At 49.2% G+C, this 8,250-nt stretch carries 7 protein-coding genes and 1 pseudogene; all 8 read left to right on the top strand.

Annotated elements, in window-relative coordinates; translation table 11 throughout:
* Positions 1 to 86: pseudogene (locus EC840_RS24780) on the top strand (elongation factor Tu); the annotation flags it as partial.
* A 253-nt stretch (positions 87 to 339) separates the two neighbouring features.
* Positions 340 to 723 carry a preprotein translocase subunit SecE gene (gene secE / locus EC840_RS24775; protein WP_034794996.1) on the top strand — a complete coding sequence of 128 codons (384 nt, stop codon included), beginning with the start codon at positions 340 to 342 and terminating at the stop codon, positions 721 to 723.
* Positions 724 to 1,269: a transcription termination/antitermination protein NusG gene (gene nusG / locus EC840_RS24770; RefSeq protein WP_009639145.1), complete on the top strand. Its 546-nt coding sequence runs from the start codon at positions 724 to 726 to the stop codon at positions 1,267 to 1,269.
* 178 nt (positions 1,270 to 1,447) lie between these two features.
* Complete coding sequence (rplK, locus tag EC840_RS24765; RefSeq protein WP_013577413.1) at positions 1,448 to 1,876, top strand: 50S ribosomal protein L11; 429 nt, start codon at positions 1,448 to 1,450, stop codon at positions 1,874 to 1,876.
* 3 nt (positions 1,877 to 1,879) lie between these two features.
* On the top strand, positions 1,880 to 2,584 hold the full coding sequence (rplA, locus tag EC840_RS24760) for a 50S ribosomal protein L1 (protein WP_112288544.1): 705 nt from the start codon (positions 1,880 to 1,882) through the stop codon (positions 2,582 to 2,584).
* Between the two features lie 337 nt (positions 2,585 to 2,921).
* Positions 2,922 to 3,419, top strand: coding sequence for a 50S ribosomal protein L10 (rplJ, locus tag EC840_RS24755; RefSeq protein WP_112288545.1), 498 nt, complete (start codon positions 2,922 to 2,924; stop codon positions 3,417 to 3,419).
* 66 nt (positions 3,420 to 3,485) lie between these two features.
* Complete coding sequence (gene rplL, locus EC840_RS24750) at positions 3,486 to 3,851, top strand: 50S ribosomal protein L7/L12 (protein ID WP_013577410.1); 366 nt, start codon at positions 3,486 to 3,488, stop codon at positions 3,849 to 3,851.
* 332 nt (positions 3,852 to 4,183) lie between these two features.
* Complete coding sequence (gene rpoB, locus EC840_RS24745; RefSeq protein ID WP_095924285.1) at positions 4,184 to 8,212, top strand: DNA-directed RNA polymerase subunit beta; 4,029 nt, start codon at positions 4,184 to 4,186, stop codon at positions 8,210 to 8,212.
* Positions 8,213 to 8,250: the final 38 nt, after the last annotated feature.

Here is an 8,250-nt window from a genome sequence, read left to right as displayed (position 1 = left end):
TCGCGATGGATGACGGTCTGCGTTTCGCAATCCGTGAAGGCGGCCGTACTGTAGGTGCTGGTGTTGTTGCTAAAGTTATCGCTTAATCGCTGATAGTTTTTTGTCACTATTCGTTGACGCAATACACACTAAAAGGGCATCATTCGATGCCCTTTTTTCTACGCTGTGGCGCTAGAACCTATCTCATCAGCGATTTTTACGTCATAATCACTGGTGAGATAGGCTCTGAGATATAGCGTAAAACACCGAATTGCGCTCAAGTAGAGCATCGATCGGTTTGGTTTGCCTCGCAATGCGAGGCAAAGTTGTTTGTTCTGAATCATTGTGACGGGTTGGTTTATGAGTGCGAATACCGAGGCTCAAGGGAGCGGGCGCGGCCTGGAAGCGGTAAAGTGGCTGGTTGTTGCCGTTTTGTTGGTTGTAGCTATTGTCGGTAACTATTATTACCGTGCATACAGCCTGCCGTTACGCGCGTTAGCCGTAGTTGTTATTATCGCAATTGCAGGCGCAGTGGCATTACTGACCACTAAAGGCAAAGCGACAGTCGCGTTTGCTCGTGAAGCGCGTACTGAAGTACGTAAAGTCATTTGGCCAACGCGCCAGGAAACATTGCATACCACACTGATCGTTGCTGCGGTGACTGCCGTTATGTCTCTGATTCTGTGGGGGCTGGATGGTATTTTAGTCCGCCTGGTATCTTTCATTACTGGCTTGAGGTTCTAAATGTCTGAAGCACCTAAAAAACGTTGGTACGTCGTTCAGGCGTTTTCTGGCTTTGAAGGCCGCGTAGCGCAATCGCTGCGTGAGCACATCAAATTACATGACATGGAAGAACTGTTTGGTGAAGTCATGGTTCCAACTGAAGAAGTGGTTGAGATCCGTGGTGGCCAGCGCCGTAAAAGTGAACGTAAATTCTTCCCGGGTTATGTGCTGGTACAGATGGTAATGAATGACGCCAGCTGGCACTTAGTTCGCAGCGTTCCTCGTGTGATGGGCTTCATTGGCGGAACGTCAGATCGTCCTGCACCAATCAGCGATAAAGAAGTTGATGCGATCATGAATCGCCTGCAACAAGTGGGTGATAAGCCACGTCCTAAAACATTGTTTGAACCAGGTGAACTGGTACGTGTTAACGACGGTCCGTTTGCGGACTTCAATGGTGTGGTTGAAGAAGTTGATTACGAAAAAAGCCGCCTGAAAGTGTCTGTATCCATCTTTGGCCGTGCAACACCGGTTGAACTGGACTTCGGTCAGGTTGAAAAAGGCTAACAGCAGCTTTCTAAATATTCGTTAGAACAGATGTTGTACAAGGCGCGAAATTGAACTATAATTTCGCGCCTTTTGTTTTTATGTGCAGCCTCTGCACGTGAAACGTAAAGAACCAAGTTCTGCAAATAACGGGGAGCCTCTTCAAACAGGCGATATCACCCAAACGAGGATATTTACCATGGCCAAGAAAGTACAAGCCTACGTTAAGCTGCAAGTTGCAGCCGGTATGGCAAACCCAAGTCCGCCAGTTGGTCCAGCTCTGGGTCAGCAAGGCGTGAACATCATGGAATTCTGTAAGGCGTTCAATGCTAAGACTGATAGCATGGAAAAAGGCCTGCCAATTCCTGTTGTTATTACTGTTTATTCTGACCGTTCTTTCACCTTTGTTACCAAAACCCCTCCTGCAGCAGTACTGCTGAAGAAAGCGGCTGGTATCAAGTCTGGTTCCGGCAAGCCGAACAAAGACAAAGTGGGTAAAGTAACGAGTGCTCAGGTTCGTGAAATCGCAGAAACCAAAGCTGCGGACATGACTGGTTCTGACGTTGAAGCGATGACTCGCTCCATCGAAGGTACTGCTCGTTCCATGGGCCTGGTAGTGGAGGATTAATAAATGGCTAAGCTGACCAAGCGCATGCGCGTGATCCGTGACAAAGTTGATGCTACTAAACAGTATGACATCACCGAAGCCGTTGCTCTGCTCAAAGAGCTGGCCACTGCTAAATTCGTAGAAAGCGTTGACGTTGCTGTTAACCTCGGCATCGACGCTCGTAAATCTGATCAAAACGTTCGCGGCGCAACCGTACTGCCACACGGCACCGGTCGTTCTGTTCGCGTTGCCGTCTTCACCCAAGGTGCAAATGCTGAAGCTGCTAAAGCTGCAGGCGCTGAGCTGGTAGGTATGGAAGATCTGGCTGACATGATCAAGAAAGGCGAAATGAACTTCGACGTTGTTATCGCATCTCCAGATGCAATGCGCGTTGTTGGCCAATTAGGTCAGGTTCTGGGCCCACGTGGTCTGATGCCTAACCCGAAAGTTGGTACTGTAACCCCTAACGTTGCTGAAGCGGTTAAGAATGCTAAAGCTGGTCAGGTTCGTTACCGTAACGACAAAAACGGCATCATCCATACCACTATCGGTAAGGTTGATTTCGAATCCGACAAGCTGAAAGAAAACCTGGAAGCTCTGTTGGTCGCTCTGAAAAAAGCGAAGCCTTCTCAGGCTAAAGGCGTTTTCATCAAGAAAGTAAGCCTGTCCACTACCATGGGCGCTGGTCTTGCTGTTGATCAAAGCGGCCTGAGCGCAACAGTTAACTAATTAACTGCTGACGTTTATCGCTTTACGCGGGCGGTAGATTTGTCTAGAATCTATGGCCCGTTGTTTCGTTAATGCGAAACCAAGATTTTTCGGTTGGAGTCTGGCCTATCCAGACCTCCGTCCAAGACCGCAGGTGTCTCGAAAGGGACTTAATCCTTCCTGCGTAGACGGTGACAGAGCCTGAAGAAAATATTTCTTTGTCTTTTTTATAAAGAATTAAGATTTGTCTTTGCTGGATTCTCTGCTCACCGTGTTTGAACGCTTGATATCGATTCTCGATAACAAGTGATGTGAGTTCCGGGGATTTTCCCCGGCCAAATCCAGGAGCAAAAAGCTAATGGCATTAAATCTTCAAGACAAACAAGCGATTGTTGCTGAAGTCATCGAAGTAGCCAAAGGCGCGCTGTCTGCGGTTGTTGCGGATTCTCGTGGCGTAACTGTAGATAAAATGACTGAACTGCGTAAAGCAGGTCGTGAAGCTGGCGTTTACATGCGTGTTGTTCGCAACACCTTGATGCGTCGCGTCGTAGAAGGTACTCAGTTTGAGTGCCTGAAAGACACGTTTGTCGGTCCAACCTTGATTGCATTCTCTGCTGAACACCCAGGCGCTGCTGCCCGTCTGTTCAAAGATTTCGCTAAAGCGAATGCAAAATTTGAGGTTAAAGCTGCGGCCTTTGAAGGTGAGTTTATTCCTGCGGCTCAAATCGACCGCTTGGCAACTCTGCCTACTTACGAAGAAGCAATCGCACGCCTGATGGCAACCATGAAAGAAGCCTCTGCAGGCAAACTGGTTCGCACTCTGGCTGCTGTACGCGATCAGAAAGAAGCTGCTTAATCAGCCTTTTCTATCTCGTTCATTTGCTTACGTATACACTATTTCTGAATTCTAGGAACACTTGAAATGTCAATCACTAAAGAACAAATCATTGAAGGCGTTGCAGCTCTGTCTGTAATGGAAATCGTTGAACTGATCTCCGCTATGGAAGAAAAATTCGGCGTTTCAGCTGCTGCTGCTGTTGCAGGTCCTGCTGCTGCTGCTGAAGCTGTTGAAGAAAAAACTGAGTTCGACGTTGTTCTGGCTGCTGTTGGCGCGAACAAAGTTGCAGTTATCAAAGCTGTTCGTACCGCAACTGGCCTGGGTCTGAAAGAAGCTAAAGACCTGGTTGAGTCTGCTCCAGCAGCTCTGAAAGAAGGCATCAGCAAAGACGACGCTGAAGCTCTGAAAAAATCTCTGGAAGAAGCTGGTGCTTCTGTTGAAGTTAAGTAAGTTTAACTTCCCGGAGTGCAGTCTGTCCTAACAGACTGATGGCTGGTGACTTTTTAGTCACCAGCCTTTTTGCGCTATAGAGTGTCAGTGGTGTTTCACACTGTTTGAGCACTGAACTACTCTAATATCTCTTTCTATAGACGCCTTAATATATTGATGCCCCTTGCTGTAGCTCATCTACAGATAACGCACAACGAAATGATTTAAGAGTGGTAGAAAACAGATATTGCGGGAAGCGTTTCTGCTTTCCGATCGACATAAACGGTGTTGCATGAACTGTCCTTCTCAGGGCAGACAAGATTGGGTCACTGATCAGCGAGCTGAGGAACCCTATGGTTTACTCCTATACCGAGAAAAAACGCATTCGTAAGGATTTTGGTAAACGTCCACAAGTTTTGGACATTCCATATCTCCTTTCTATCCAGCTTGACTCGTTCCAGAAGTTTATCGAGCAAGATCCGGAAGGCCAGTACGGTCTGGAAGCTGCATTCCGTTCTGTATTCCCTATCAAGAGCTACAGCGGTAACTCTGAGCTGCAATACGTTAGCTACCGTCTTGGTGAGCCTGTATTCGACGTTAAAGAATGCCAGATCCGTGGTGTGACGTTCTCCGCGCCACTGCGCGTGAAACTGCGCCTGGTAATCTATGAACGTGAAGCACCAGAAGGTACGGTCAAAGACATCAAGGAACAAGAAGTCTATATGGGCGAAATTCCGCTCATGACCGAAAATGGTACCTTCGTGATTAACGGTACTGAGAGGGTTATCGTATCTCAGCTGCACCGTAGTCCGGGCGTATTCTTCGACAGCGATAAGGGTAAAACCCACTCATCGGGTAAAGTGCTTTATAACGCACGTATCATCCCTTACCGCGGTTCATGGTTAGATTTCGAGTTTGACCCGAAAGATAACCTGTTTGTGCGTATTGACCGTCGCCGTAAATTGCCTGCGACCATCATTCTGCGTGCATTAAATTACACGACTGAACAGATCCTTGACCTGTTCTTTGACAAGGTGACTTACCAGATCCGCGACAACAAGTTGCAGATGGAACTGGTACCTGAGCGCCTGCGCGGTGAAACAGCTTCCTTTGATATCGAAGCTGACGGCAAAGTCTATGTAGAAAAAGGCCGCCGCATCACTGCCCGCCATATTCGTCAGCTTGAAAAAGACGAAATTCAGCGCATCGAAGTTCCTGTTGAGTACATCGCAGGGAAAGTGGTCTCTAAAGACTACATTGACACCAATACCGGTGAGCTGATCGTCCCGGCTAACATGGAATTGTCTCTGGATCTGCTGGCTAAACTGAGCCAGTCCGGTCACAAAACCATTGAAACGCTGTTCACCAACGACCTCGATCATGGCGCGTACATGTCCGAGACCATTCGCGTCGACCCAACCAGCGATCGCCTGAGCGCACTGGTTGAAATCTACCGAATGATGCGTCCTGGTGAGCCACCAACGCGTGAAGCGGCCGAAAGCCTGTTTGAGAACCTGTTCTTCTCTGAAGATCGCTACGACCTGTCTGCTGTTGGTCGTATGAAGTTCAACCGTTCTCTGCTGCGTGATGAAATCGAAGGTTCAGGTATCCTGAGCAAAGACGACATCATTCAGGTAATGAAAAAGCTGATCGGCATTCGTAACGGCCAGGGCGAAGTGGATGATATCGACCACTTGGGCAACCGTCGTATTCGTTCCGTCGGCGAAATGGCTGAAAACCAGTTCCGTGTAGGTCTGGTTCGTGTTGAGCGTGCTGTTAAGGAGCGTTTGTCTCTGGGCGACCTCGACACACTGATGCCTCAGGATATGATCAACGCTAAGCCGATTTCGGCTGCGGTGAAAGAATTCTTCGGCTCAAGCCAGCTGTCACAATTTATGGACCAGAACAACCCGTTGTCTGAGATCACGCACAAGCGTCGTATCTCTGCATTGGGCCCGGGCGGTTTGACCCGTGAACGTGCTGGCTTTGAAGTTCGAGACGTACACCCGACTCACTACGGTCGCGTATGTCCAATCGAAACGCCAGAAGGTCCAAACATCGGTCTGATCAACTCCTTGTCTGTGTATGCACAGACCAATGAGTACGGTTTCCTGGAAACCCCTTACCGTCGCGTGCGTGATGGTCTGGTGACTGATGAAATCAACTATCTGTCTGCAATTGAAGAAGGTAACTTCGTAATCGCTCAGGCGAACTCCAACCTGGACGAAGAAGGGCGCTTCATTGAAGACCTGGTCACTTGTCGTAGCAAAGGCGAATCAAGCCTGTTTAGCCGCGATCAGGTTGACTACATGGACGTTTCCACCCAACAGGTTGTATCCGTTGGTGCTTCACTGATTCCATTCCTGGAACACGATGACGCCAACCGTGCATTGATGGGTGCGAACATGCAACGTCAGGCAGTTCCGACCCTGCGCGCTGATAAGCCGCTGGTAGGTACTGGTATGGAACGTGCTGTAGCGGTTGACTCCGGTGTTACTGCCGTAGCTAAACGTGGCGGTATTGTTCAGTACGTGGATGCATCCCGTATCGTTATTCGTGTTAACGAAGAAGAGATGTACCCGGGCGAAGCAGGTATCGACATTTATAACCTGACCAAATACACCCGTTCTAACCAGAACACCTGCATCAATCAGATGCCGTGTGTGAATCTGGGCGAGCCAATCGAGCGCGGCGACGTGCTGGCAGATGGTCCGTCAACAGATCTGGGCGAACTGGCACTGGGTCAGAACATGCGTGTCGCGTTCATGCCTTGGAACGGTTACAACTTCGAAGACTCCATCTTAGTCTCCGAACGTGTTGTGCAGGAAGACCGCTTCACGACCATCCATATCCAGGAACTGGCATGTGTGTCCCGTGACACCAAGTTAGGGCCTGAAGAGATCACCGCTGACATCCCTAACGTGGGTGAAGCTGCGCTCTCTAAACTGGATGAGTCCGGTATCGTTTATATCGGTGCTGAAGTGACCGGTGGTGACATTCTGGTTGGTAAGGTGACACCTAAAGGTGAAACCCAGCTGACGCCAGAAGAGAAACTGCTGCGTGCGATCTTCGGTGAGAAAGCGTCTGACGTTAAAGACTCTTCTCTGCGTGTACCAAACGGCGTTTCCGGTACGGTTATCGACGTGCAAGTCTTCACCCGCGATGGCGTGGAAAAAGACAAGCGTGCGTTGGAAATCGAAGAGATGCAGCTGAAGCAGGCTAAGAAAGACCTGACTGAAGAGCTGCAGATTCTGGAAGCGGGTCTGTTTGCGCGTATCCAGTCTGCGCTGGTTGCTGGCGGTGTTGAAGCTGACAAACTTGGCAAATTGCCTCGCGATCGTTGGTTAGAACTGTCACTGACTGACGAAGACAAACAGAATCAGTTGGAACAGCTTGCTGAACAGTACGACGAACTGAAATCCGAGTTTGAGAAAAAACTCGAAGCTAAGCGTCGTAAAATCACTCAGGGCGATGATCTGGCACCAGGTGTGCTGAAAATCGTTAAAGTGTATTTGGCCGTTAAACGTCAAATCCAGCCTGGTGACAAGATGGCAGGCCGCCACGGTAACAAAGGTGTTATCTCCAAGATCAACCCGATCGAAGATATGCCTTACGATGAAAACGGGACTCCTGTTGATATCGTACTGAACCCGCTGGGCGTTCCATCACGTATGAACATTGGTCAGATTTTGGAAACCCACCTGGGTATGGCCGCGAAAGGTATTGGTGAAAAAATCAATGCCATGCTGAAGAAACAAGAAGAAGTTTCTAAGCTGCGCGAGTTCATCCAGCGTGCCTATGATCTGGGCGACGACGTTTGTCAGAAAGTTGATCTGACCACCTTCACCGATGACGAAGTATTGCGTCTGGCTGAGAACCTGAAAAAAGGTATGCCGATCGCAACACCAGTCTTCGACGGTGCGAAAGAGTCAGAGATCAAGCAACTGCTTGAAATGGGCGGAATCCCAACCTCTGGCCAGATCACACTGTTTGACGGCCGTACCGGCGAGCAATTCGAGCGTCAGGTTACTGTCGGCTACATGTACATGCTGAAACTGAACCACCTTGTTGACGATAAGATGCACGCGCGTTCTACCGGTTCTTACAGCCTTGTTACTCAGCAGCCGCTGGGTGGTAAAGCTCAGTTCGGTGGTCAGCGCTTCGGTGAGATGGAAGTGTGGGCACTGGAAGCATACGGTGCCGCTTATACCCTGCAGGAAATGCTGACTGTTAAGTCCGATGACGTGAACGGCCGTACTAAGATGTATAAAAACATCGTAGATGGCGATCATCGTATGGAACCAGGCATGCCGGAATCCTTCAACGTACTGTTGAAAGAAATCCGTTCTCTGGGTATCAACATCGAGCTGGAAGACGAGTAAGTACTCGAATTCGCACTGATCACAGGGGCACCTGCCTG

The sequence above is a fragment of the Rahnella sp. JUb53 genome (genome assembly GCF_004346065.1).
Lineage (GTDB): Bacteria > Pseudomonadota > Gammaproteobacteria > Enterobacterales > Enterobacteriaceae > Rahnella > Rahnella variigena.
The sequence above is the reverse complement of the archived record's forward strand: the minus strand, read 5'-3'. Positions and strand labels throughout refer to the sequence as shown.